The sequence below is a fragment of the Actinomyces sp. ph3 genome, assembly GCF_000308055.1.
Taxonomy (GTDB): Bacteria; Actinomycetota; Actinomycetes; order Actinomycetales; family Actinomycetaceae; genus Pauljensenia.
The window spans coordinates 232879-257157 of the sequence record NZ_CAGY01000005.1; the positions used below are offsets into that span (position 1 = coordinate 232879).

The 24279-nt window shown below is 55.1% G+C and carries 21 protein-coding genes, 1 tRNA gene and 1 riboswitch; of the genes, 19 read left to right on the top strand and 3 right to left on the bottom strand.

Features of this window, described 5'->3' with window-relative positions; translation table 11 throughout:
- The first annotated feature begins 53 nt into the window (after nt 1-53).
- The 3 genes from panC to HGAS_RS06295 all read left to right on the top strand — a co-directional run bounded on the left by panC (nt 54) and on the right by HGAS_RS06295 (nt 3082).
- On the top strand, nt 54-995 hold the full coding sequence (gene panC, locus HGAS_RS06285; RefSeq protein WP_019126984.1) for a pantoate--beta-alanine ligase: 942 nt from the start codon (nt 54-56) through the stop codon (nt 993-995).
- Nucleotides 988-1422, top strand: coding sequence for an aspartate 1-decarboxylase (gene panD / locus HGAS_RS06290; RefSeq protein ID WP_019126985.1), 435 nt, complete (start codon nt 988-990; stop codon nt 1420-1422). The genes panC and panD overlap by 8 nt, the downstream gene beginning before the upstream one ends.
- Nucleotides 1423-1483: 61 nt before the next feature.
- A complete protein-coding gene (locus HGAS_RS06295; protein ID WP_019126986.1) occupies nt 1484-3082 on the top strand; it encodes a lysine--tRNA ligase in 1599 nt (532 codons plus the stop codon).
- Between the two features lie 122 nt (nt 3083-3204).
- On the opposite strand, the gene HGAS_RS06300 is transcribed toward HGAS_RS06295, so the two are convergent.
- Entirely contained in the window at nt 3205-4131 is a 927-nt protein-coding gene (locus HGAS_RS06300; protein WP_026066687.1) for a sugar-binding transcriptional regulator, read from the bottom strand.
- 313 nt (nt 4132-4444) lie between these two features.
- Between HGAS_RS06300 and HGAS_RS06305 the strand changes: the two genes are divergently transcribed.
- The 3 genes from HGAS_RS06305 to HGAS_RS06315 all read left to right on the top strand — a co-directional run bounded on the left by HGAS_RS06305 (nt 4445) and on the right by HGAS_RS06315 (nt 7517).
- Nucleotides 4445-5251, top strand: coding sequence for an MIP/aquaporin family protein (locus tag HGAS_RS06305; protein WP_019126988.1), 807 nt, complete (start codon nt 4445-4447; stop codon nt 5249-5251).
- 40 nt (nt 5252-5291) lie between these two features.
- Nucleotides 5292-6812, top strand: a complete 1521-nt coding sequence (gene glpK / locus HGAS_RS06310) for a glycerol kinase GlpK (RefSeq protein WP_009408660.1) — start codon at nt 5292-5294, stop codon at nt 6810-6812.
- Nucleotides 6813-6944: 132 nt separating this feature from the next.
- Entirely contained in the window at nt 6945-7517 is a 573-nt protein-coding gene (locus HGAS_RS06315; RefSeq protein ID WP_019126989.1) for an NYN domain-containing protein, read from the top strand.
- Nucleotides 7518-7567: 50 nt separating this feature from the next.
- Here HGAS_RS06315 and HGAS_RS06320 read toward each other — a convergent pair whose 3' ends face one another.
- A complete protein-coding gene (locus HGAS_RS06320) occupies nt 7568-8284 on the bottom strand; it encodes a PspA/IM30 family protein (protein WP_009408662.1) in 717 nt (238 codons plus the stop codon).
- A gap of 51 nt (nt 8285-8335) precedes the next feature.
- Nucleotides 8336-10390 carry a TPM domain-containing protein gene (locus HGAS_RS06325; protein WP_019126990.1) on the bottom strand — a complete coding sequence of 685 codons (2055 nt, stop codon included), beginning with the start codon at nt 10388-10390 and terminating at the stop codon, nt 8336-8338.
- A gap of 124 nt (nt 10391-10514) precedes the next feature.
- Between HGAS_RS06325 and HGAS_RS06330 the strand changes: the two genes are divergently transcribed.
- The 13 genes from HGAS_RS06330 to HGAS_RS06390 all read left to right on the top strand — a co-directional run bounded on the left by HGAS_RS06330 (nt 10515) and on the right by HGAS_RS06390 (nt 24079).
- Nucleotides 10515-10889 (top strand): cold-shock protein, encoded by a 375-nt coding sequence (locus HGAS_RS06330; protein WP_019126991.1) that lies wholly within the window; start codon nt 10515-10517, stop codon nt 10887-10889.
- On the top strand, nt 10882-11643 hold the full coding sequence (locus HGAS_RS06335; protein WP_019126992.1) for a DUF3027 domain-containing protein: 762 nt from the start codon (nt 10882-10884) through the stop codon (nt 11641-11643). Before HGAS_RS06330 ends, HGAS_RS06335 begins: the two co-directional genes overlap by 8 nt.
- Before the next feature lie 106 nt (nt 11644-11749).
- Nucleotides 11750-13204, top strand: a complete 1455-nt coding sequence (locus tag HGAS_RS06340; RefSeq protein WP_019126993.1) for an NCS2 family permease — start codon at nt 11750-11752, stop codon at nt 13202-13204.
- Between the two features lie 101 nt (nt 13205-13305).
- Nucleotides 13306-14589 (top strand): MFS transporter, encoded by a 1284-nt coding sequence (locus HGAS_RS06345; protein ID WP_026066689.1) that lies wholly within the window; start codon nt 13306-13308, stop codon nt 14587-14589.
- Nucleotides 14590-14720: 131 nt separating this feature from the next.
- Entirely contained in the window at nt 14721-15410 is a 690-nt protein-coding gene (locus HGAS_RS06350; protein WP_019126995.1) for a metal-dependent transcriptional regulator, read from the top strand.
- A gap of 168 nt (nt 15411-15578) precedes the next feature.
- A riboswitch (cyclic di-AMP (ydaO/yuaA leader) is annotated at nt 15579-15711 on the top strand.
- Nucleotides 15712-15714: 3 nt separating this feature from the next.
- Complete coding sequence (locus tag HGAS_RS06355) at nt 15715-16434, top strand: C40 family peptidase (RefSeq protein ID WP_019126996.1); 720 nt, start codon at nt 15715-15717, stop codon at nt 16432-16434.
- 158 nt (nt 16435-16592) lie between these two features.
- Nucleotides 16593-17522 (top strand): universal stress protein, encoded by a 930-nt coding sequence (locus tag HGAS_RS06360; protein ID WP_019126997.1) that lies wholly within the window; start codon nt 16593-16595, stop codon nt 17520-17522.
- Nucleotides 17523-17632: 110 nt separating this feature from the next.
- Nucleotides 17633-17705 (top strand) — tRNA-Arg (locus HGAS_RS06365).
- Between the two features lie 133 nt (nt 17706-17838).
- Nucleotides 17839-19101 (top strand): MFS transporter, encoded by a 1263-nt coding sequence (locus tag HGAS_RS06370; protein ID WP_019126998.1) that lies wholly within the window; start codon nt 17839-17841, stop codon nt 19099-19101.
- A gap of 281 nt (nt 19102-19382) precedes the next feature.
- Complete coding sequence (locus tag HGAS_RS06375; RefSeq protein ID WP_233993727.1) at nt 19383-20684, top strand: Ig-like domain-containing protein; 1302 nt, start codon at nt 19383-19385, stop codon at nt 20682-20684.
- A 270-nt stretch (nt 20685-20954) separates the two neighbouring features.
- Nucleotides 20955-22400 carry an Ig-like domain-containing protein gene (locus HGAS_RS06380; protein ID WP_019127000.1) on the top strand — a complete coding sequence of 482 codons (1446 nt, stop codon included), beginning with the start codon at nt 20955-20957 and terminating at the stop codon, nt 22398-22400.
- 99 nt (nt 22401-22499) lie between these two features.
- The gene (locus HGAS_RS08525; protein WP_233993728.1) at nt 22500-22727 is read left to right on the top strand and encodes a hypothetical protein; all 228 of its coding nucleotides are present in this window, start codon (nt 22500-22502) and stop codon (nt 22725-22727) included.
- A gap of 44 nt (nt 22728-22771) precedes the next feature.
- On the top strand, nt 22772-24079 hold the full coding sequence (locus tag HGAS_RS06390) for an Ig-like domain-containing protein (RefSeq protein ID WP_019127002.1): 1308 nt from the start codon (nt 22772-22774) through the stop codon (nt 24077-24079).
- Nucleotides 24080-24279: the final 200 nt, after the last annotated feature.

Genomic DNA, 24279 nt, shown 5'->3' on the forward strand with positions numbered 1-24279 from the left:
TTAGACCCCCGCGAAATGGCGTTTTGGGGGCCTTTCGGGCGAAAATAAGTCATATGAACTCTACGCCTCAGTTGACGCATACCCGAGAAGAGCTTGCGCAAGCACTATCCCAACTTGAGGGGACGCGCGCACTGGTCATGACAATGGGAGCGCTCCACCGAGGGCACCTTGAGCTTGTCCGGCAGGCACAGGAGCTTGCCGATCACGTCATCGTCACGATCTTCGTGAACCCCACCCAGTTCGCTCCCGGCGAGGACTACGACGCCTACCCGCGCACATTAGATGCCGATATGGAGGCTCTGTCAACGGTGGGTGCTGATCTTGTATGGGCTCCTTCTGTCACCGATGCTTACCCAACTCCTGCAACCACCCGTATCGACGCTGGCCCGGTTGCTCACATTCTTGAAGGCGCAACCCGCCCGACGCACTTTGCCGGCGTTGCTCTGGTCGTCTCAAAGGCAATGAATCTGATTCGTCCTGATGTTGCGCTCTTTGGCCAAAAAGATGCCCAGCAGCTGGCGGTTATTCGTACCTTCGTTCGTGACTTGGATATGCCCGTGCGCATTCAGGCCGTTGAGATTGTTCGCGATAGCGATGGCGTTGCGCTGTCTTCGCGTAATCAGTACCTCAGCGAGGAAGAACGCGTACATGCGCGTTCCCTGTCGCGTGCGATTGACGAGGCCCGCGCTGCTGCGGCTTTGGGTGTTCCCCTTGACGAGGTTTTGCGTGCTGCGTCCTCTGTTCTCGAGGCCGAAGAGGGAGTCGTTCCCGATTACGTTGCGATCGTGGATGATGACGATTTCACCCTCCTTGCAGGGAGCGGAAGCGCCGCAGAGCAGGTGGACAAGGATAGCCGTGAGAAAGCCCTGGAAGCTGCGGCAACGCAGGGGAGCCTTCGCGCTCGAATTCTTCTTGCCGCGCGGGTTGGAGCGACTCGCTTGATTGATAACGCGGATGTCGTTATTTCTGTTGCCGGAGGCGCACGTCATGAGTGAAATGACTCGGACCATGGTGATTGGAAAGATTCACCGTGCACGAGTAACTGGAGCCGATTTGCATTATGTTGGCTCAATTACCATCGACGAAGACCTCTTGGATGCGGCCAATATCGTTCCCGGCCAAAAAGTAGATATCGCGGATGTGAACAACGGATCACGCCTGTCGACGTACACAATCGCCGGCCAGCGTGGAAGTGGTGTCATTCAGCTCAATGGAGCAGCGGCGCATCTGGTGAACCTGGATGATTTGGTCATCATCATGGCCTATGCCCAGGTCCCCGAATCTCAGGTTCGCTCTGTAACGCCCAGCGTCGTTTTCGTTGATGCGCAGAATCGAATTATCGAAGAGGGGAGTGCTCTGGGACAGGTCCCTGAGTCTTCGCCCCACGCCCAAAGCTTGGGCTTGAAAAGTTCGGGTGTGTGAATTTCAATCCGCTCATACGCATGGGCGTGACTAATCGCTGACTTTCGCTACCATTGAAGTCATGACTGATTCGCCTGTTGACGATACCCCTGAACAAGTACAAATCCGCGCTGCCAAGCGTGCACGCCTCATGGAGGCAGGGATTCCCGCCTACCCTGTGAAGCTTCCTATCACCACGACCATCGCAAAGGTCCGTGAAAAGTACAGCCATCTGGAAGCCGGCGAAGAGACCGATGACATCGTTGCTCTCTCTGGTCGCGTGGTTTTGGCACGTAACGGTGGAAAGCTCTGCTTCGCAACCCTCATGGATGGTGCGGGCAACAAGATCCAAGTGATGCTCTCAGCTGCCTCGGTTGGTGCAGAGTCGCTGGCGCAATACAAAAACGACGTTGACTTGGGGGACTTCCTTTACGTTCACGGTCGCGTGATTTCCTCCAAGCGCGGTGAACTGTCGATCTTCGCTACCCCGGCTGAGGTCACTCCCGAGGCCCAAGCCGCTTACGACGCGGCCCCGACTGCTCTTCCCGCTCCTGACGCCTCGTGGGCAATTGCCTCAAAGGCCCTGCGTCCTCTGCCAAAGACATGGACGACCGCCGAGGGTGAAGAAGTTACTCTTTCGGAAGATCAGCGAATCCGCCGCCGCGAGCTCGACCTGATCACCCGTCCTGCCGCGCGCAATATGATCCGTATTCGCGCTGCAGTGAACCGTTCCATTCGTGAGAACTTCTTCCGCCGTGATTACATCGAGCTTGAGACTCCGATGCTCCAGGTCATCCACGGTGGCGCCTCGGCACGTCCTTTCATCACGCACATGAACGCGCTGGATATGGACCTCTACCTGCGTATTGCTACCGAGATTTACCTCAAGCGCGCAGTTGTCGGTGGCGTGGATCGCGTCTTTGAGATGAACCGTAACTTCCGTAACGAAGGTATGGATTCCTCTCACAGCCCCGAATTCACTTCGCTGGAGGCCTACGAAGCCTATTCCGACTACAACGGAATGGCTGCCCTGACCCGAAACCTTATCCAGCAGGCTGCTCGTGATGCCTTCGATCTTCCCGAAGGCCAGGAAATTGTCACTCTTGCTGACGGCACCGAGTATGACCTTTCGGGCGATTGGGACCACATCGACCTGTATGGCTCGACCTCAGAGGCTTTGGGTGAAGAGATCACGGTCGATACTCCTCGTGAAAAGCTGCTCAAGTACGCCGACCAGATCGGTATTGAGGTTGATGATTATGCAGTCAACGGCAAGATCGTCGAGGATATCTTCGAAGAGCTCGTTGCCTCGAAGCTGTGGGCACCGACCTTCGTCTATGACTTCCCCGAGGACACTTCTCCGCTGACCCGTTACCACCGTTCACGTCCGGGCCTGACTGAGAAGTGGGACCTGTACGTTCGTGGTTTTGAGACCGCAACGGCATACTCCGAGCTCGCTGATCCCGTTGTCCAGCGTCAGCGTTTTGAAGCGCAGGCTCTGGCAGCTGCCAATGGCGATCCTGAAGCCATGGTCCTGGATGAGGACTTCCTTATCGCCATGGAACAGGGCTTCCCGCCCTGCGGTGGTATGGGCATGGGAATTGACCGCCTGCTGATGGTGCTGACCGGACAGGGAATCCGTGAAACGATTCCCTTCCCCTTGGTGAAGCGCCTGGGCTGAGTACGTAAAAGCGGCCGGCTTTCGTCAATTGACGAAGCCGGCCGCTTTTGTATGTAGAGAGTGCACCTAAGTGCTGGTGGGGGTTACCTGAAAACGCTGTGTTAAGACGTCACAGGTGCGGGTTAGGCGTGGGCGCGGTGACGCACCAAATCCAAGAGTTCACGTGCAGCGCCATCATCCAAAACAAGATCGGTGATGACACCGGCGTGGAGTGCTCCCAGTAGCGGTAGTGCCTTGGATGCACCTGCCACCACGGCCAGGCGACGGGGAATCTTCCGTAGCGTTGCCGGGCTTGGCCCAGATGCGCGTTTGTTCAGATCCATGTCTGTCGATCCATCTTCACGCAGAAGGACCGTGCAGACATCCCCAACAACGCCGTCTTCTTGCGCATGCGCAATTTCATCGGGATCCAAGAAGCCTCCCGAATAGACGCGCGATGGGAGTCGGGCAGAAAGTGAGCCGATTCCAAAGAGCGCGACATTCGCCGAATCAATCGTCGCAAGTACAGAGGTAACCGAACGTTCACGCCACAGTGCTTCCTTTGTTTCTGCGAAGTCAAAGAAAGCAGGGACGGGGAAGTGAACCATTCGGGCACCCAAAGCAGTAGCTGCGCGAGAAATAATGGCATCCGCATAGGGGACACCCGATTCTGTCGCAGTTGCAGCGCCATTGAGTTGCACCACTGTTGAACCAGGGAGATTCACTCGGGGTAGGCATCGGGTGACTTCGGAGGTCGTGTTACCCCATGCAATTCCAAGAGTGTCTCCGGGCTTGAGCATATCCACAAGGCGTTCAGCGGCTACTCGTGCAACATTGTGCAGCCGATTCACTTCCGTGTGAATGTCATGAACGGGAACGACTGATGTTCGAATTCCAAATATTTCGTTAATTTGGCCCGAGAGTGAACCGCGGTTTCCTGGGGTCGCAGCAACGGAGATGCGCACCAGACCGGAGTTTCGAGCGTAGGTCAGTAGGCGTGAAACAGACGAACGTGAAACACCGAGGTGGCGGGCGATGGTCTCCATCGTCTGCCCCTGCAGGTAATACATCGAGGCCGCTTCGTGGGCCTGTTCATCACGTATTGTCACATTTCCTAGTATGCCATCCATAAGCACGCACTTGTAGCTGTTTAGTCACCAATTTGCCTATAGGCGAAGTGGGCTCCAAATGATGTACTTGTCCACAGGTTGACCCAAATACATGAACAAACGTTCATCCATTTGGGGTGAAGGGCAACAAATGAGATACTAAACGTGATCCACAACGCATCTTCGAATGAGGGTGGTCTGGTGGTACTTGCATGGCGGTGAGATCCCGCCAATGACCCCGTCGCGAAGACGCGACGGAGAAAGTTAGGGAAATATGCTCGCAACAATTCTCCCAGCCTTTGACACGTCACTTCCGGTGACAACGGCACAGGTCTTCTGGTCTGAGTTCCTTGGAACTGCAGTGCTTCTTCTCCTTGGTGCTGGCGTCGTTGCCACGAACCTGCTCCCCAAGTCCAAGGGCAAGGGTGGCGGTTGGCTCATGATCAACTTCGGATGGGGACTTGCAGTATTTGCAGGTGTTTATGTCGCTTTCCGTACCGGTGGACACCTGAACCCCGCAGTCACCATTGCAAAGGTTGTCGCCTACCTCTTTGACCCCAGCCAGACTCTCAACGGCGTTCCGGCAGAAAAGGCTGGAGCTGTTCTTGTCACCGGCTCGAATGTTGCCGTATACATCATTGCCCAGTTCCTCGGCGCATTTGTCGGTGCTGTCCTGTGCTGGCTCACCTTCAAGAAGCACTTCGATGAGGATTGCGATCCTGCTCTGAAGCTCGGTGTCTTCTCTACCGGCCCCGAGATTCGCTCTTACGCTTGGAACTGCGTCACTGAGGCCATCGGCACTGCCGTCCTGGTCCTGTGGGTCTTCGTTTCCGGTCACACCGAAACCGCGATTGGCCCGCTTGGCGTTGCCCTCATCATCGTCGTCATCTGTAACTCCTTGGGTGGCCCCACCGGATGCGCAATCAACCCCGCTCGTGACCTCGGCCCCCGTATCGCTCACGCAATTTTGCCGATCAAGGGCAAGGGCGGCTCCGACTGGGCATACTCGTGGGTTCCCGTCGTCGCCCCCATCGTGGGTGCTGTGTTGGGAACTGTCCTCTACTTCCTCGTTCTTGTCTGAGTAAACACAACGACGTGACACAACTTTCGAAAGGAAACTCATGACTACTAAAGAATTCGTCATGGCAATCGACCAGGGTACGACTTCGACCCGAGCAATCATCTTCAATCACTCCGGTGAGATTGTCTCTGTCGGACAGAAGGAATTCACCCAGATCTTCCCGAACCCCGGTTGGGTTGAGCACAACCCGATCGAGATCTGGGATACCACGCGTCAGGTCGTCGCTGATGCACTGCAGAAGGCGGAAATTAACCGTCACCAACTGGCAGCCGTCGGCATCACCAACCAGCGTGAAACCACCGTCGTGTGGGATAAGAACACCGGTGAGCCCGTCTACAACGCGATTGTCTGGCAGGACATGCGTACCTCCGACATCGTCAAGGAACTTGAAGGTGACGAGGGCCCCGATCGCTTCCGTCAGATTTGTGGCCTTGGACTGTCGCCCTACTTCTCCGGTTCGAAGATTAAGTGGATCCTCGACAACGTGGAGGGTGCGCGCGAGCGTGCCGAGGCCGGCGATCTCTACTTCGGCAACACCGACTCTTGGGTTTTGTGGAACTTGACGGGCGGGGTGAACGGCGGCGTTCACTACACCGACGTCACCAATGCTTCGCGTACCATGCTCATGGATATCCGCACCCTCCAGTGGCGCGAAGATGTCTGCGAGATTTTCGGCATCCCCATGTCGATGCTGCCTGAGATCAAGTCCTCCTCAGAGATCTACGGTTACGGCCGTAAGAACGGCCTGCTCATCGATACGCCGATTTCGGGCATCCTTGGTGACCAGCAGGCTGCAACCTTCGGCCAGGCTTGCTTCGAAAAGGGCATGGCAAAGAACACCTACGGCACCGGCTGCTTCATGCTGATGAACACCGGCACCGAGCCTGTGTTCTCCAACAATGGTTTGCTCACGACGGTTGCCTACAAGATCGGTGATCAGGCTCCCGTTTACGCCTTGGAAGGATCTATCGCTGTTGCCGGCTCGCTGGTTCAGTGGCTGCGTGACAACCTGGGAATGATCGTGAAGTCCTCCGATATCGGCGAACTGGCACGTACGGTCGAAGACAACGGTGGCGTCTACTTCGTCCCCGCATTCTCCGGTCTTTTTGCACCGTACTGGCGTTCCGATGCGCGTGGTGCAATCGTCGGCTTGACGCGTTACGTCAACAAGGGCCACATTGCTCGCGCGGTTGAGGAATCCACCGCTTTCCAGAGCGCAGAAGTTCTGGATGCAATGAATGCCGACTCGGGTGTTCCTCTCAAGGAGCTCAAGGTCGACGGCGGCATGACGCACGACGATCTGGTCATGCAGTTCCAGGCTGACCTGTGCGGCGTCGATGTCGTTCGCCCGAAGGTCATTGAGACCACCGCGCTGGGTGCTGCCTACGCTGCGGGTATGGCTGTTGGCTTCTGGTCGGGCACCGATGATGTCGTTGCCAACTGGCAGGAAGGCAAGCGCTGGACTCCTTCGATGGCTCCTGCAGAACGTGATCGCACCTACCGTCTGTGGAAGAAGGCCGTCACCCGTACTCTCGACTGGGTTGACGAGGACGTGAAGTAGTCTCAAGGTATTGAGGCATAAGAGGCCGGGGCCGCATCTGCGGTCCCGGCCTCTTGCGTCTCAGGCGCCTCGCGATGAGGATTTCTCCTTAATTCACGTATGCGTCGAAGCCCAGAAGTATAGGATTGGACTATGAATCCCCCTGACGCAGAAGCGACATATCTCCTGATCGATGGCGAAAACATCGATGCCACACTTGGGCTTTCCGTTCTGGACCGCCGTCCCACTCCCGATGAACGTCCCCGCTGGGATCGAATTCGTGAAGCGACCGAACAGCTCTGGCATCAGCAAGTGCGCGGCCTTTTCTACCTCAATGGAACCTCGGGTTACCTTCCCATGGGCTTTATTCAAGCGCTCCATGCAATGGGCTACCGCGCTCTTCCCCTAGCGGGTCCAGACGATATGAAGGTCGTTGATGTCGGTATTCAACGCACCCTTGAAGCCATTGCAGAGCAGGGGTCAGGCTCAGTTATTTTGGCTTCTCACGACGCCGATTTCCTGCCACAAATTCAAGATCTGCTTGAAAACGGACACCGCGTTGGGATTATGTGTTTCAAGGAGTTCCTCTCCAGCCAGTTCCACGAACTGGAAGATCTGGGCCTTGAAATCATTGACCTTGAATACGATGCGCACGCATTCCAAGTACAGCTTCCGCGTATTCACATCATCGATATCGAAGACTTCGACCCCTTCGACTATCTCTGACATATAAAAATGTGGGCCCTGGATCAGGGCCCACATTTTTATGCTGTCAATCAGTGCTGCTGCTTCAGTGCTGCAAGACGAGCTTCGATTTCAGCCTGAGAAGAATCGGTCTCCAGCTCTGCGAACTGTGAATCCAGCGAGGAGGTTGCAACCTCAGTCTTGCCCTGGGCCATTGCCTCGGCTCGACGAACCTTGTCCTCGAAGCGAGAGAGCTCGGAGGTCGGGTCAAGAACATTGATCGAGGCAACTGCATCCGAAACCTGTGCCTGTGCCTCGGCGGCCTTCTGGCGTGCAACCAGCTGATCGCGCTTGGTCTTGAGCTCGCTGAGCTTGTCCTTCATCTGGACCAGACCGTTCTTGAGCTTGTCGACGACCTCGCGCTGAGAAGCGATCAGCGGCTCAGCGTTCTTTGCTTCGCCTTCGAACTGGATCTGCTTGCCGATGGCAACGCGAGCCAGATCGTCCCACTTCTGTGCGCCGGCCTGGTCGCCGGCTGCGCGCATTTCCTCTGCCTTTGCCGAGGCCGCGGCTGCCTTGCGTCCCCAATCTGCAGCTACAGTGACGTCCTCATCGTGGTCCTTCTCGGCCAAACGGAGGTTACCGACGGTCTGTGCGACTGCGGTCTCTGCTTCTGCGATCGAGTTCGTGTAGTCGCGAATCAGCTGATCAAGCATCTTCTGAGGGTCCTCGGCGCGGTCGAGGAGCGCATTGATGTTTGCCTTTGCGAGCTGAGAAATACGACCAAGAATGGTTTGCTTTTCCGCCATTGTTTCCTCCTTTGGGAAGCGGGAAAAATTATGGTTGAACTATATCCTATTTCAGAACGATCCGGTGTGACCTGATCCGTTGGAGCCGCCGAAGCCACCTCCGCCGAAGCCACCTCCGCTGAAGTTTCCTCCGCTGGAACCGCCCCCGCCGAAGTTTCCTCCGCTGGAACCGCCCCAACTGGAGCCGCCCCCACCCCAATCGTGTCGACGCGAACTTCCTCCGTTGAGCATTCCATTGAGAACGGACCATACAAGCATGCTGCCCAGCCCAATCCCGTTAACAATTGAGTCACCAGTTGTGGAACGTTGCGGAGTGTTCAGGGGAGCATTGATTGCTGCCTGCGCGTAGGTGATTGCGTTTCGCGCTTGACCGGCAGCGGTCTCATCATTGCCTTGGTCGTGATAGGAGTGCGCACTTTGAAGTGAGGACTGTGCAAAGGAAAGATTTGAGCGCGCATCGAAACCAACCAGCGTGCCGTGACTTGTCACGTGTTGACTTGCGCGCGCGACATCGGAATCAGCCTGAGCCAAAAGTGCGTCAATTCCTGACTCAGCACGTTGGCTGCGCTCTTCTGCACTACGTAAGGGAGCCAAGGCCTCGTCAAGGGCGGCTTCCGCAACACGCAGGGATTCAAGCGCGACTAAAGGATCGCCCTTCCCGTTTTGCGCGGCATTGCCAGCGTTAATTGCTTCTTGAGCGGAGGCAACCAGCTGCTGGAATGCGATCGGATCCGCGTGAAGGCGAGTCACATCAGAAATATCCGAGGTGATTGAACCGATTGCAGCGGTCAAAAGCTCCGAAGAACGCGAAAGCTGATCGGGAGCTTGAGTGATGGCTTCCAGCTGATGGCGTGCCAGCGCCAAAGCGCGACGCGCAACTTCGAGGATCTGAAGCGCGTTCTGGCCATTGCTCTCGTTTGCTAGAGCCTCGTTTGCACTGCTTTCGGCCTGATCCAAGAGCGCGCGGGCCTGGTTGGGACGTTCCTTGAGGGAGGCGACGGCCTCGGGAGAATAGGCGAGCTGGAGGGTCTGAAGGTCCTTCTCAGCCTGATCCACCTGAGTACGAGTCTGCGCAATCATCTCGAGCAACTCGCGGGCTTGCTGGCCGACATTTGCAACCTGGTTACGGCGCTGAGTGAAAGCGTTCTTCTCCGCAACCAACTGGTTCATTGCGACGTTGAGTTTCCCGACAAACTCTTGGAATTCGTAGGGAGAACGCGGGTGGCTTCCATCCTCATTCTCGCGCTGCATGGTGAAACCCTTATTAACCAGTGCTCGCGCCGTTTCAAGCGCCGCAGAGTAGGACTTGACGGACTCGGGGCCGAATTGAGCCTTGGCAAATTGGATTTCGTCGTCACTTGAACGAACGATGTCGTCTGCGTCCAGCAGGAGGCGTGCGAGATCCAAGGTCTGTTGAACATGCTCCTGAGCCTGATTACGCACGACATTTTTGTGTGTCTTGCGTTGAGAACGCATGATGATAAACAGAAAAACGAGGATGATAACAGGAAGCAGAAGGAAGGGAGCGAGTGCGCCGATGGCGATGGCCAGTGAGTTCGAGTTTCGCTTGGAACTGTGAGAAGTCGTCGCGGCGGACTTGGTTGCCGTCGGCGAGGCCGTGATGGATTTAGTTGTTACTCCCACTTCCAGTTCGGTGACGAAAAGGCTGAGGCCAGTAGCTAAAGTTGATTCGTCTAGAGGATCTGCCTTGCTCAGCACTTCCCTTAATCCCGAGAATGCGCTCACAACCGTCGCGTCATCGATACCTTTTCCGTTTGAATTGCCGCAGGTGGCAGTCTGTCGTTCTTGCGTTGCAATCACTAAGACCAGTGAAGAACTGGATAGGCCCGATTGGGTGCCAACTGTATTGCACCATTCAAGAGGGGCTGTTCCTGAAAAATCTGGGACCACAACGATGTAGGTATCCAGACCTTTTCTTTGAAGGGCACGCAGTTCGGTATTAATGGATTGGACTGAGTTTTCAGACAGGAACGAGGCCGTATCCGTCAGGTTTGTTGTTACGGTCACCGGTGAATCGGCGCGCGCAATTCCGGCGGGTAGACACGTCGCGACAAGCACCGTAGCAAGCGCGGCGAAAAAAGCCATACAACGAGAGCGGAAAGCGTGGTAAAACATAGCCACTAGTTTACGGCTAAGAAGCGTTTAATTGACGTGCCATCTATGATGGAGTATACGTCCTTAGCCGATGACACAGGAAGGAGTGCGTACGATGCCCACTGGTAAGGTGAAGTTTTTTGATGCTGAGCGCGGTTTTGGCTTCATTATGGGAGAAGACGGTGGTCAGGTTTTCCTGCACTCTTCCGCGCTGCCTGAAGGAGTGACGCCTCGTCCCGGAACCCGTGTTGAATACGGGGTTGCTGATGGGCGCAAGGGGCCTCAGGCGCTATCGGTTCGTATTATTTCCACGCCGCACTCCGTGGCGCGTGCCCAACGACGCAAGCCCGAAACTATGGTGCCCGTCGTCGAAGACTTAATTAAACTGCTCGATGCCTCTTCTGAATCTTTGCGCCGCGGACACTACCCGGAAAATGCAGGAAAGATCGCGAAGGTCATGCGGGCCGTTGCAGAGGATTTTGATGCCTGAAAAAACTGCGTCCGCGCGTGGGCGAATGGATCAGCAGCTCGCTCAAGCGGTGGACTTTGCGCGTGAAAACGCGGTCGAAGTTGGGGGAGAAGTCTCGGTAGGAGAGCACCTCTCTTTCGAAATGGATGCCGAGCGCCTTGGCACCCACTACTTCGCCTGTAACGATGCCGGTTATGTCGGCTGGCGTTGGTCGGTCACTTTGACGCGCGTTCCGCGTTCGCGGAAGATCACGGTGTGCGAAGTTGATTTGGTACCCGGTTCTGGCGCGCTTTTGGCACCCGAGTGGCTCCCGTGGGAGGACCGCCTGCAGCCGGGTGATGTGAGCCGTGAGGATGTTCTGCCGTACCGTGACGATGATGATCGCTTGATTTCGGGGCTTGAGGACACCGGAGAAGATCCGGATTTGCCTACGGACCGTGAGCTGGGTTTGGGCCGCGTTCGCGTTCTTTCTGATAAAGGTCATGACGATGCTGCAAAGCGCTGGTATGCCTCGGAACGCGGTCCTAAGCGTGGCCGTCGGCCTAAGCAGACGTGTTCGACCTGCGGCTTCCTTATGAAGATGTCCGGTTCGATGCGCTTGGTCTTTGGTGTCTGCGCAAATGAATGGGCACAAGATGATGGCTGTGTTGTGAGTTTGGATCACACTTGCGGTGCGCACTCGGAAACTGACGTGCCCAACAATGGAACGGATTGGCCAGTTCGTCCCTCGCGTATCAACGATTTCCTTGTTGAATCTGAGCGAATCGGGTCCTGAAAACGAAACTGGTTCTAAATAAGAACTATAAGCAGGTCAATCCGGGAAATCAAAGTGCATCTCGCTGGATGATAAGCGCTTCACTTTGAGTGTTTTTTCAGCGAATATGTGGGGAGTGAGCACACAAGAGAAAGCGCCATCGAGCGCAAAGCCACTGAATCCCCTTGACACTTTCTTCCACATCACTGAACGTGGATCCACAATTGGTCGCGAAATCCGAGGTGGCGTGGTCACCTTCTTCGCAATGGCCTACATCCTTGTTGTTAACCCCTCAATTCTTTCCGCCGCTCTGCCTCAAGACGGCTCCATTACCCCCGCGGGAATTGCTGCAGGTACCGCACTTGTCGCGGGCATCATGACCATCCTCATGGGTGTTGTTGCGAACTACCCGCTGGCACTGGCTGCAGGTCTTGGCCTGAATGCAATTGTTGCCTTCACCCTGGTCCTTGGTTCAGGACTGACCTTCCAAGAGGCCATGGGCCTGATCTTCTGGGAGGGTATCCTCATCACCCTTCTCGTTCTGACAGGGTTCCGAGACGCGGTCTTCCGCGCAGTCCCGTACCAGATCAAGACCGCTATCTCTGTAGGTATCGGTCTTTTTATTACCCTGGTGGGCCTGATCAACGCGGGCATTATTCGTGCAGGCGCAACCCCGGTTCAGCTTGGTATTAACGGCTCCCTGCAGGGATGGCCGACCCTGGTCTTCGTTGTTGGTCTTGGTCTGACCATCATCTTGTACGTGCGCAAGGTCAAGGGCGCTATGCTCATCGGCCTTATCACCTCGACGGTTTTGGCCGCGATTCTTCAGCTTTTCGTCCACCTTCCCGTGCGCAGTGAGGGCTCTCCGACCGGTTGGGGACAGACCATTCCGGCTCTGAGCGGCTCTCCGATTTCGATCCCCAGCTTTAACTCGCTTTTCCAAATCGACTTCTTCGGAGCTTTCGGGAAGCTTGGCGTTGTTTCGGTTATTCTGCTGATCTTCTCGCTGATGCTTGCAGACTTCTTTGACACCATGGGCACGATGGTTGCTGTTGGTGCCGAGGGTGGTCTTCTGGACGAAGGCGGCAACCCGCCTCACTCCAGCCGCATTCTGCTCATTGACTCCTTGGCTGCTGCTGCAGGTGGTCTGGGTGGTGTCTCTTCGAACACCTCCTACATTGAGTCGACCGCCGGTGTTGGTGAGGGTGCACGTACTGGTTTGGCCTCGGTTGTCACCGGTGTCCTCTTCCTGCTGTCCACCTTCCTGTCACCCCTGGTTCAGCTTGTCCCGACCGAGGCCGCCTCGACCGCTCTGGTATTCGTTGGCTTCCTCATGATGGCTCAGGTTCTTGAGGTTGATTGGAAGGACCCGGAGTATGCAATCCCCGGCTTCTTGACCATCGCTTTCATGCCCTTCGCCTACTCGATCTCGGTGGGTATCGGCGTTGGCTTCATCGCCTACACGGTCATTCAGATCACCCTGGGCAAGGCTCGTCAGATCCACCCGCTGATGTGGCTGACCTCGATCCTCTTCGTGGTCTACTTCCTCTTGGGACCGATTCGGGCCGCTTTGGGAGCCTGATCCCTTATTCACCTTTTGTGGGGGCCGGCATGTGTCGGCCCCCACACGTGTATTTGGGCGTATCCTCAAAAATAGTGTTTAGTGAAGCTGGGGGGGCTTTTGTGTCACGAACTTTTCAGTCATTTGAGTACCGGAGTTTCCGGCATTGGTTTGTCGCCAATGTGCTGGCTGCTTCTGCCCAGTGGATGCAGCGCGTTGCTCAGGACTGGCTTGTTCTGACCGTATTGACGCAGAACTCGTCTTTCCAAGTCGGTGTCGTCACGGCTCTCCAGTTCCTCCCCATTCTTCTTTTGAGTCCCTATGCGGGCGTCGTGGTCGACCGTCTCGATCGCAAGGGCATCATCCAAGTAACGCAGACATCTTTCGGTGTTTTCGGCCTGCTCTTGGGGATCATGGTTTTTACGGGGCATGCGCATCTGTGGCTGGTCTATGGCTTAGCCTTCGGTGGGGGAGTCGCTGCGGCTTTTGATTCTCCTGCGCGTCAGGCTTTTGTTTCCGAGCTTGTCCCCGCTTCATCGATTACGAATGCTGTAGCGCTCAACTCCGTTGCTTTTAATTTTGCCCGTCTGGTAGGCCCCGCAATTTCGGGCCTGATGATTGATTGGGTGGGCGAGGCCTGGGTCTTCTTTGTGAACTCGGGAATGTTCCTGATTGCCGCGATGTTCACGACATCAATTCGCCATAAAGATTTAGTGCCTCGTCGGCCGGTTCCTCGGAAGAAAGGGCAGCTGCGTGAGGGGCTTGTGTATTTACGAGGCCGTCCCGATCTTATTTTGATCATTGTTGTAGTTGGTTTCGCTTCGGCTTTGGCCTTAAACCAGCAGCTCACGACGGCCGTCATGGCGACAACGGTATTCCATAGGGGAGCGGGCCAGTACGGTATGTTGAGCGCACTGATTGCGGTCGGATCGTTTTCTGGGGCACTTTTTGCTGCGCGGCGGAAGCTTCCGCGTCTTCGTTTGGTCGTTGGCTCAACTATTGCATTGGGCGTTGTATCAACGATTCTGGCATTTACTCCCACTTATGAAACCTATGGGATCATGTGTGTTCCTACGGGTTTTGCCATGATTACCATGCTCACTTCTGCGAACGCGGCAGTTCAAACGACGACTGCGGAAGACGTGCGTGGACGGGTTTTGGCCCTGTACGGCATGGTCGTTATGGGGTCGACACCTATCGGTGCTCCCTTTGTGGGGTGGATTGGTCAGGTGATTGATGCTCGTGCCTCGATTTGGGTGGGTTCGGTTTCAACCCTGATCGTGACGATTATTACCGCCGCGGTGTGCATGAAACGGTGGGATATTCATCTGCATGTTCGCGCGGGTGCGCACCCCATTGAAATTGAGAACCCGAATGCTCATTACGATCCCTATATGGGGAATTAGAAACATCGGCTTATCTCAATTGATGTCGAAGTTGTTCACCTGACTCCCCGTGACGCGCGGTTTTCTAGGCTAATGAACACAAGGGCACAGAAATATGTACTCTGAGGTCAGAAACTACCTATGGAGGAATCGTGAGCGATCTGATCGATACCACCGAAATGTATCTCAAGACGATTTTTGAGCTTGAAGAAGACGGTGTTACGCCTCTTCGCGCTCGAATTGTCGAGCGATTGGGGCACTCTGGCCCCACGGTTTCGCAAACAATTGGGCGAATGGAGCGTGACGGCCTCGTGCATGTCATGGGGGACCGGCGGTTGGAACTGACGGCTCTGGGGCGTGAGCGCGCCATTGAAGTTGTTCGCAAGCATCGCCTTGCTGAGCGTCTTTTGACTGATGTCATCGGTTTGGATTGGGCCCACACCCATGAGGAAGCGTGTCGCTGGGAGCACGTCATGTCGGACCAGGTTGAACAGCGTCTTGGGGAAATTCTTCATAACCCGACGACCGATCCCTATGGAAACCCAATTCCTGGAACGGATGGGGTGTCAGACGGTATTTCGATGGAACTGGCATTGCGAATGGGGGAGTCCACCTCTGGAACGGTTACCCGAATCGGTGAACCCATCCAAGCAGAGACGGAATTGCTGGATGCCTTCGCACGCTGCGGAGTGCGTCCGGGGGCTCGGATTAACTTCGAGGCTGACCCTCGTGAGGTCATTCTTGAGGTAACTCACACAGCTGATGGGAAGGAATCGGCGCCCGGTCAGGCCGTTCAACTGCCTTTGACGCTTGCTCCGCACCTTTTCATTACGCTTAATTAAGCTCCCTGACCAGCAATTCTGAAAGTAAGCTGCAAAACCTTAAGAAAACCTGTAATATGTTCGTCATCGTTTCGTTACATTGGCGTGACATTTCAGGGCCGGTAGGATAAACTCATACATGGCCGCACTGGCCGACCGTTCTTCGTTAACCGAGGTTGAACCGCGAAGAAATAGGTAAGACGAAGGTTCAACGCGGGGAAACCACTTACGACCCTTGGGTCTTGGGGTGAAGCTTGGGAAACCAAGCCGGGCTCTCCCGCCCGAACCCGACAGCTCACCTCGCAGGTCAAAGAGGAGATTACTTGTGACAACTGGTAAGCCCGCGCCGCGGCACCGCAAGGCACGCCGCCCGATGGCCCCTGTTTTCGACTTGGCTGACACGCTCACCGCGTTCAAGACACCGCTTCGTGGCACCGCTGCTGCGTCGGCCGCTGGACTCGCTCTGACCGCTGTCGTCGGTGGCACTGCAACCGCAGCCCCCACTGTCCACGATGCCGCAGTCGATACTTCGAACAACACCGCGACCGTTCTGCCTACGACGGTTTCGGTCCCGGATATCGCCTGGTCTGCTAGTGACGAAGTTTCCGCTTCGGCTGAAGCTCCGGCTCCTGTTGCAACGACGAATGCTGCTTCGCGTGATTACACTCGCGCGGATCTTGGCGCTTCTGCCACTTCGTCTGCAGCGGTGAACCCTTCAGGTAACGACATTGTGTCGATCGCAATGTCTCTCACCGGCATTCCTTACGTCTACGGTGGCTCTACCCCCGCGGGCTTCGACTGCTCTGGCTTCACCCAGTACGTCTACGCTCGTGCAGGTATCTCCATTCCGCGTACCTCTGGTGCGCAGGGCGCAGCGGGTACTTTCGTCTCCGCTTCTGAAGCGCGTCCCGGTGACCTCGTGTGGCACGCCTACGGTCACGTGGGTATCTACGCAGGCAACGGAATGGTCGTCGAGGCTACCACCCCCGGTTCTGTGACTAAGGTCCAGCCGCTGTGGGGTAACTACAGCTTCGTGCGCTACTGAGTTTTTGTGTGATAGGAAAGGGGTCGCTTCGGCGGCCCCTTTCCTACATCTGCCCGCGCTCCGTGATATCGAGTTTTTCGCTGTGGAATCACTGAAGTGCTGACATTTCACGTGTGAATAGGGCAAAATAGTGGTGACGTAATCACGAGGAGGTAGTCATGGGGACATCAGAAGTGATTTTGGTCGGTGTCGATGGCTCAAAGGAGAGCTTCGCAGCAGTCAAGTGGGCAGCCGAGCGTTCAAAGCTTCGCTCATGCAGACTTCACATTATTTGTACTTATGCCGTTGCATCGTATGCCGCGGCAACCCTAGATGGCGGATATGCGGTTCTTGACGATGCAGCTCTTAAAGAAGGAGCCTCGCAGATCGTTAAGCAAGGCGTTGACCTGGCAAAGGAAATCGGCGCTGCTGACGTTCACGGCCTCGTTGAGGCTGGTGATCCCGCGGGGATTCTTATCGACATGTCCCGCGAAGTCGACTTGATTGTCGTTGGCTCGCGCGGTGGTGGTGGTTTCGCCGACCGCCTCCTGGGAACTGTCTCTTCCGCACTTCCTGCCCATGCTCATTGCCCGGTTGTTATCGTGCCCCGTCACACCTCCGGTAAGGCATTTACTCCCGTTGAGCGTATTGTCGTTGGCTCTGATGGCTCCGAGGGTGCGACCTCGGCGCTCAAGCGCGCGGTTGACGAGGCCGAGCTGTGGGACGCCCGGCTGACCGCAGTTGCCGCAGTTCCGATGGCTACGGGTACGACGATGATGGCTTGGCTTCCTGCCAATATTGATCGCGACAAGCTCCTCAAGGATGTCAAGGAGGGGCTTGATAACGCTGTTGACGCAGCCTTGGATGGACGCCAGCGCAAGGTTGCTCGTCATGCCTTGGACGGGTCCCCCTCATCGTTGCTCATTGAGTTCTCGACTGCCGTTGATTTGGTTGTCGTCGGCACCCGAGGCCGTGGTGGCTTTGCCGGCATCTTGCTGGGTTCGACTTCGCAGACGGTGATCGCGCACTCGACCTGTCCGGTGATGGTGGTTCCATCTGCTCACCATGATGTGTCACCTGATCCTTCGCAGGAGTGGAGCAGGCGCTAACGATACGTTTTCAAATAGCGGCGACATCTTCGGGTGTCGCCGCTTACGTATAGGCATTGTTTGTCGAGAGTCTGAGAAACGAAGAGGTGGGTGATACCCTATGTGGGTGCGCCCTCGTAGCTCAGGGGATAGAGCACCGCTCTCCTAAAGCGGGTGTCGGACGTTCGAATCGTCTCGGGGGCACTGAAATGCAAAACGGCTTGGTCTCAGGCCGGTTTTGTGTTTTCTCTATTCAGAAGGCTACCCGGGCACATGGTTGTGGCATCGGGTGAGTGAAAGACGCCGGCATAAGCAAGATGGGGGAGATGTGAACAGGGTGCTTGGGCGCTTGCTGAGCCATCCTCTCACGCGCAATTCCGCTTTCATGCACCTGTGGGCGGGCCAGACCGCAGCCGAGTTCGGTTTCCAAGTAGCCACTCTTGCAACCTCTGCAATCGCTATCTCTCTATTGCACGCCACGGAGTCTGAAATCGGTATCCTCACTGGTTTGCAAACACTCGCATTTCTTCTAATTGGTCTTCCCGCTGGTGCATGGGTTGATCGGTGGCGTAAACGCCGGGTCATGATTGTTTCTGACCTTGTGCGGGTTCTTGCGCTGATTTCGATTCCGATCGCCTATGAGTGGTTTTCGCTTACGCTCGCGCACCTGATGGTCGTTGCTGCACTCTTGGGGCTTGCGACGGTCTTCTTTGATGTTGCCTACCAGTCCTATGTTCCGGTAATTGCATCCACGCGCTACATCGCTGCTGCAAATGGGCGGTTCGAGGCCTCGTACCAGGTTGGTGCTGCGGGTGGCCCTGGTTTGGGCGGCTGGCTTTTGGGCGTCTTTGCGCCTCCTTTGGCTTACGTTTTTACCGCAGTAACTTACCTGTTTTCAACGGTGGCAATTTGGCGGATTCGAACGCCCGAACCCCAACCAGTGCGCTCCAGTGCTTCTCTGTTTGCGCAAATCCGTGAGGGACTGAGCTTCGTCCGACATGAGCGTCTGCTTTTTCCCTTATTCTCTTGCATCTCCTTTGCTGCGTTTACAGGTTCAGGGGTACGTGTTCTCCTGCCGATTTTGGTGCTTCGAACACTGGGTATGAATGCGACACAATTGGGGGTGCTTCTGAGCGCAGGTGCGCTTGGTGGAATTCTTGGAGCAATGACTCGTTCCCTGTGGCTTGAGCGCCTAGGGATCGGGCGTTGTATTGTTGCCACCTACGTCGTTGGAGTTTCAATCCTTGTTTTGCAGCCGGCAGCGCTCCACGTGCCCGCGATTGCTGGCTGGGTGATCGCCGGTGCGGGAGTGGTCTACTCCTATTTCATTACCATCTACAACGTCACGCAGATGAGCTTGCGGCAGGAGATCTGCCCTAAACAGATGCTTGGGCGCATGAATGCGACCTTCCGTTTCGCGGTATGGGGAGTGATGCCCCTGGGATCGGTCGCTGCAGGTATTCTTGCCTCCATCGTGGGTGTCGAAGCAGCCATGTATATCTTCGTTGTTCTGTCAGTGCTTGCTGGTGTCGCGATGGCTTTCACTCCCGCGGCTCGGATTAAAGATTCTTATATCGCTTTGGATCCGAGCCAAAACTGAATATTGTCTGAGATGTGAGACATCTCGAGTGTCGCAATTATGTGATCTATCAGCCTTCTTTCGTGTGTATTTATTCAGCTTTTGGGGTATTTCTCAATTCTTGCTGAAATTCATCTGCATATAGGCAGTGTTAACATTTGAGAGTCTGAATATTTTTTAACCTTGCTGAAGAGGTTTATCGCGTTATGGAGTCAGGTATGAAGTGCGCTTTACGGGTTCCGTCATGGCTTGCAACAGGGGCAGCGTGTGCCTTGGTGGGTGTGAGCGCCTTGGTAGGAGTTGTGGCGGCTGACCAATCTGCAGAGGCTGCTCAAATTGATGCCGTGACTGGAGCGAAGATTACTAATACGTCGACGCCAGCCGGTCCGAACTATGTCTATGACAATTTCAAGCTCGAGCTGACTTTTGACACTAGCGGCAAGACAGTTGCTGAGAACGATACTCTGAATATTCAGCTTCCCAGTGAGCTACGAACTCGCAGTGCTTCTTTCGACGTAACCGATACGGAATCGGGTGACGTTGCGCTCCGATGCACTGTTCCGGCAGGTGAGGGGCCAGAAGTAACCTGTGTTTTCACCGACTTTATGGCAACGCATGTAAATGCCAGGGGAAATATCGTCCTTGTTGCAGATTCGGTGAAAGCAACAACAAGCGAAGTGCTTCATGCGACGATTAATCACTCAGTTGATATTCCGATGACCCTTGATCATGGCTCAATCGTCAAGGACACAAGAGGTTTTGCGCCGGAAACAGCGTATAAGTACGGGTGGCAGCTTCACGATGGGCACCCCGAACGCTTCACCTGGGAGGTCTACATTCCTGAGCGCAACATTGGTGAAAACACCATCATGATCAACGATACTTTTGATTCTTCATATGGTGGCTACCGTCTTTTCAATGATGAGAGCAGTGAAAATGCGTGGCAGCGCACCCACCTTATGAAGTGGAACTCGCTGGAGGACTTTAAAGCGGATCCCAGTCATGAACGTCCTGCAGAGACTGTTTCGGTAGGGGGTGCAATTAATGGGGGTATCTTCCAGATGACGGATACCGAGAATGGCTTCCGTGTTTCATTCCCGAATACTCACGGCGATGCCTACTACCTTCTCAAGTACTACACAGTCCTGAATGTTCCAGCTAACGCGAAGGTTGGCAGCACTTTTACAAATACCGCGGTTGTAAATGGGCAGAAGGCTGAGAAGACTATTGCCATCAAGACTGCTGGTTGGGGAGATCTGGATGCGGATCAAAAGACCACGCCAACTCCTGAGCCGACTCCGTCTACAACGACGCCTGAACCTACTCCGTCGACGACAACTCCTGAGCCTGAGCCCACGCCGTCGACGACTACACCTGAGCCGACTCCTTCAACCACCGAGCCTGAGCCTGTTCCCTCGTCATCGACTCCGGAACCAGAGCCGACTGTTTCGACGACCAGCCCAGCCCCGGCCTCGTCAACAAGCGCAAGTGTGCCCCCTCAAAAGGTTCTTGCCCGCACGGGAAGTGACGCGGCGCTGATTGGACTTTCGGTGCTGTTACTTGGAATTTCGGGAGCTGCACTCATTGCTCGTCGAGAACAATGAGTGATCGGTGATCGTGAACGTGGCTGGTGCGTAATTTCGCACCGGCCACGTTTTCTATAAGGATCTGAAATTGTCATATGGCCTTCAATTGCATAGGGGGATTCTGGATGAATAGAGTTCGCTTCTCGCGTTATAAATCAGGTATTTTCCGTGCAATATCTGAAAAATGTGGAAAGTGTGAAAAATATCTGAATTTAACCTGCATGTTGCTGTGATAGCATTCGAGGGATCTCAATACAGTTCGACGTTCTCAACGAAAGATAATTTGTAATGAACTCTGAAGTGACACGCGTCCGCCCGGTGTCTTCTTGGGGAGCAACGGCACTCGCCTGTGCGCTGGTCGGCGCTGGAGCTGCTGCCGGTGTGATGACCTCGAACGGCGTCGCACAGGCTGCGGATGTCAATGTGGTTACCGATGCATCGATCAAGAACACCACGCATCCAAATGGTCCCAACAATGTCTTCGACTCTTTCAATGCCGTTTTCTCCTTCGATACGACCGGCAAGACTGTAGCCGAAAATGACACTCTTACTATTAAGCTTCCCAAGGAATTAAGGACTCGTCAGGCATCTTTCGATGTGACTGATGCTCAGACCGGCGGCGTAGCGCTTCGCTGCTCGGTTCCTTCTGGTGAAGGACCTGAACTTACCTGCGTTTTCACCGACTATATGAAGACGCATGAAAATGCGAAGGGGCAGATTCACCTGGTTGGTGATACAGCCGCCGAATCTTCAAGTGAGAATTTGAACTTCACTGTCAACCACACAGTGACACTTCCTGTTCCCATGCCCAATGGAAAGATTGTTCCGAAGTCTAATGCGCACGCTCCTGCCAAGGCCTATAAGGATGGCTGGCAGCTTCACAACGGGCATGATGAACGCTTTACCTGGGAGGTCTACATCCCTGAGCGTCAAAACCACGCAACTACCATTAGTGTGACCGATACCTTTGATCCCGCCAACGGTGGCTACAAGCTTTTCAATGATCCAAATGGTGCATGGCAGCGTACGCGTCTTCTGAAGTGGAACACGCTGGAAGACTTCCAGAACGACCCGAAGCGTGAGAATTTTGCTGAAAAGGTCGACGTTGGTGGCTCGATCAATGGTGGCACCTTCACCATGACAGAGACCGCTGACGGTTTTGTTGCGTCTTTCCCGAACTCGGGTGGCGATGCCTACTATCTGCTTAAGTACTACACAGAACTGAAGGTTCCGGCCAGTGCAAGCGTCGGCAGCGCTTTCAAGAACACTGCTGTCGTCAATGACCAGGTTGCCGAGAAGAGTATCGTCATTAACACCGCCGGTTGGGGCGATGTTGATGCAGATAAGAAGAAGACGCCGACCCCGACCCCGTCTACCACGACGCCAGAACCTACGCCGTCGACGACTACTCCTGAGCCGACTCCTTCAACGACAACTCCTGAGCCGACCCCGTCCACTACGACGCCTGAGCCTGAGCCCACCCCGTCTACCACGACACCTGAGCCTGAGCCCACCCCGTCGACGACTACTCCCGAACCGACTCCGTCCACCACGAGTCCAGAGCCTGAACCTACCCCGTCTACCACGACGCCTGAGCCCGAACCCAGTGTTTCAACACCGAGTGAAGCTCCTAAGGTCTTGGCTCGTACGGGTGCAAGTACAGCGGTTGTTCTTATCGTCGGCGCCTTAGCTGGCACGCTGGGCGCAATGATTTCGCGTCGACGCGCACAGTAACTTAAACTCTCGCTAGTTTGATTGGCCGGTGTCTCCGTGTGTGGGCATCGGTCAATCGCTATGTGGGGGGGGCTCCGTGTTGTGATCGGGGGGGGAAGCGTGGGACTTCTGTATCCATTCATCCTCATGCTGGAAACGTGGGCGAAAGCGTTACAGCAAGGTGTATTTCATTTTCAGTTAAAACTGGGATTTTGCTATGAAAATACACACATGTATCGGTCTTTGTCTGAAAAAATTTCCGAATACCCGCAGAAAAAGCCGAAAGTTCTGATGTTGTTCGGGGTGCAACCTGAGTTGAAGCTGAATGAAGGCGTGATAGTCTTCTAGTGTTTGGTCACTCGTGTGACAACCCTCCAGAAAGAAATGGCTTCATGATTTTCGATGCTACAAGCGCGCGTGCGCGTCGCGCTTCGGTTGCCGGTGCTCTTGCATGTGCGCTTGCCGGAGCCAGCGTGATGTCTGTCGTTACCGCTTCTTCTTCACAAGCCGCTGATCACTATCCCGTTGAGGTTGATCAGGTCGTCAAAAACCTCGTGATGAAGAATAGTTCGACACCGAATGGCCCCAACCATGTGTGGGATAACTTCACCCTGGATTTCAGCTTCGACACGACTGGTGTGGATGTTGCTGAAACTGACACCATTACCATTCAGCTCCCCAGCAACTTGCGTACTCGTGCGACCTCGTTTGATGTCACTGATAAGAACACCGGTGGCGTTGCAATGAAGTGCATTATCCCCAATGGTGAGGGGCAGACGCTGCGCTGTGCTTTTACCGACTACGCAGATAACCACATCAACATGAAGGGCGATATCCACGTCCTAGCTGACGTTACGCGCGCGACCACTTCAACTCGTTTCGAGTTCAAGTTGAGCCATGACATTACCCTGTCTGCAGATATTGACCACGGCAACGTCGTTCCGAATACGAATGGCTATGCTCCCGATACTCCATGGAAGCACGGCTGGCAGCTGCACGAAGGTCATAATGAACGCTTTACCTGGGAGGTCTACATCCCAGAGCGTAATATTCGCTCCAACACCATTTCGGTGACGGATACCTTTGATACCGCTCATGGTGGTTACAAGCTGTTCAATGATCCCTCAACGGATCCGAATGCATGGCAGCGCACCCGCTTGCTCAAGTGGAATTCGCTTGCGGAATTCAAGGCGGATCCCGGCCACCAGAACTACAACGAGAGTATTCCGGTTGGAGGTGCCGTCAACGGTGGCACCTTCACCATGACTGAGACCTCAACGGGCTTCGAAGCTTCTTTCCCGAACTCGAACAGCGACGCGTACTACATGATCAAGTACTACACGGTGCTGAATGTTCCTGAAAATGCGAAGGCCGGAAACGTTTTTAATAACAAGGCTGACGTCAATGGGATGACCGCTGAGCGCAGTATCAAGATTGAAACGGTTGGCTGGGGTGACCTCTCGAGTGACAATCGCCCGACTCCTCCCGCTCCGTCGACCTCGACTCCTCCGGCTACCACGGTGACCCCCTCGCCTTCTGAGTCGACAACCGAGGCCACGCCTTCCCCGTCGACCAGCACCACTCCTTCACCGAAGACTCCCTTGGCTCGTACAGGTGTTATGACTGCTCCGATGATTGGCTTGGGCGCGTTGGGAATGGCATTGGGCGCTGCGCTGATGCGTCGTCGTCAGCAGGCCTGAGTCTGAATGAAACACGCTTCTCGGTCGAGAAGTAACGGCTGAATTGTGGGCCCCATCCTGATGGATGGGGCCCACAACTTTATCCAGAGACATTGTTATCTGGGCGATTTCATACGAATATGTGGCGGTGGTCAGTTGCATGTAGCCAGAAAGACGCGAATATGTATTGCTGGATAACTTGAGGCTTTCGAATCTCTAAC